The following is a 1,760-nucleotide window of genomic DNA, read 5'->3' on the forward strand; positions in this document are numbered from 1 at the left end:
TGCGCTGGCGAGGCTGACCGTTGGCGTCGCGGTAGGACTCTACGATTTGAGCGTAGGTGTGACCACGGGCGCGAGCGAGTTTGATGAACATGGTGCAAGTGTAGCAAATGGAGCGAAAGGGGGAACTACACCAACTAACAAATGTTTACACTACAAGAAAATCCAAGAAACCACGGCTAAGTGATTGATTCATATGGAGGCCACCCCTCGAAATGAGCGAAAAACAGGGGGGAAGTGTCGAACTCGGGAGACCCTGTCCCCGATCAATTCAGGTGGGGGAGTTTGAGGTGGCCATAAGTGGGGGAATTTGGGTGGCCATCAGGGAACAGTGGAGTCGACAATGATATGACTGAGCTCTTTCTTGGCAATCAGCTTCAGGGTCACTGCCACCTCTACCGTGCGGGCCAGGAGTTCCTCGACACCTTCTTCGCCCAGCAATTTGCGGAACTTGACCAGTTAGGTCGGGTCACAGGGCCAACGGTGTTCAAAGTATTCGTTGCCAGAAAAATATTGCCAAGTGGGTGTCTCGCCCCAGCGCTGGATGAGGTCTTCATCGCTTTCGTTGAAGGCGTGTTTGAGGTACAGCAGGGCGACCATCAGGCGGGTGGGCAAACGCGGGCGTCCCCGAGTTCGACACGAAACGCGCTAAGTGCTTGATTTCATTAGAAACCTCTCAAAAGTTTCCACTACAACAGACTCAATTGCGCATCCGGCACGGGCTTTCTGATGTTCATCGCCGCCAGCAAGTCGGCCTGCTCGCGGTGGATATTGGAGATGCCTGAAACCGGCACCCCCTGGTTGATGGCAACGCTTTGGCGTTGAATTTTTCTCAATTGCGCCAATGCGCTTTCGGGCGAGGCGCTATGGCCCGCCGCCTTCAGACGCTGACGCATCACGCGGTACAGAATCAAGGCCATGAAGCAAATGCTGGCGTGAGCGCGAATGCGCTCAGGCAGGCGGTGATAGACCGGCGCGATCTCAATCTCGGACTTGAGCACCCTAAAGCCCCGCTCAATGTCGGCCAGGCTCTTGTAACGCTGCACGATCTGGGCAGGTTCAAGGTCCGCCACGTTGGTCACTAGTGTAGTGTTTCACTCTTGATAATACATAAATTATCTCCATCTATAGCGTATTGTTTTTAGCCAAGATGGATGACCAAGATGCGCGTAGCCCCCACGATCACGCTTACCGACGATGAGCGTATGGAATTGACGAAGCTGGTTCGCTCGAAACGAACCAGCGTTCGCTTGGCTCAGCGTGCGCAAATCGTGCTGTTGGCAGATCTTGGCAAGCAAACAATCGCTATTGCTGCTGAGTTAGGCATCGGGCGCTTGCAAGTGGCACGTTGGCGCGAGCGGTACGCAATCGATCGTTTGGCGGGCATCGAGCGCGACTTGCCGCGCGGGGCACCGCCCGTGAAAGTGGATGTAGCCAAGTTGGTTGAGCTGACAACGCAAAGCACGCCGCAAGCGGCCACGCAGTGGAGTACGCGCACCATGGCCCAAGAGTTGGGTGTGAGTGCCGCCAGCGTGTCGCGCCACTGGAGGGCCAATGGCCTCAAGCCGCATCTGGTGCGTGGCTTCAAGGTTTCGCGTGACCCCAAGTTCATCGACAAGCTGGAAGATATCGTTGGCCTGTACATGTCGCCACCGGAGCACGCGCTGGTGTTGTGCTGCGACGAGAAGAGCCAAGTCCAAGCATTGGATCGTACCCAGCCGGGATTGCCCCTCAAAAAGGGGCGAGCACAAACGATGACGCAC

The 1,760-nt window shown here is 56.0% G+C and carries 1 protein-coding gene and 2 pseudogenes; 1 reads left to right on the forward strand and 2 read right to left on the reverse strand.

Annotation, left to right across the window (positions count from 1 at the left end):
• Positions 1-381: 381 nt before the first annotated feature.
• Positions 382-624 (reverse strand): annotated as a pseudogene (locus tag AMM41_RS21525) (transposase); the annotation flags it as partial.
• Between the two features lie 62 nt (positions 625-686).
• Positions 687-1,082 (reverse strand): annotated as a pseudogene (locus tag AMM41_RS21530) (IS1634 family transposase); the annotation flags it as partial.
• 78 nt (positions 1,083-1,160) lie between these two features.
• On the opposite strand from AMM41_RS21530, the gene AMM41_RS21535 reads away from it, so the two are divergent.
• Positions 1,161-1,760 (forward strand): IS630 family transposase (locus AMM41_RS21535; protein ID WP_228769404.1); only part of this gene is annotated, 600 nt, incomplete at its 3' end.

The sequence above is a fragment of the Limnohabitans sp. 2KL-3 genome, from assembly GCF_001269405.1.
Lineage (GTDB): Bacteria > Pseudomonadota > Gammaproteobacteria > Burkholderiales > Burkholderiaceae_C > Limnohabitans_A.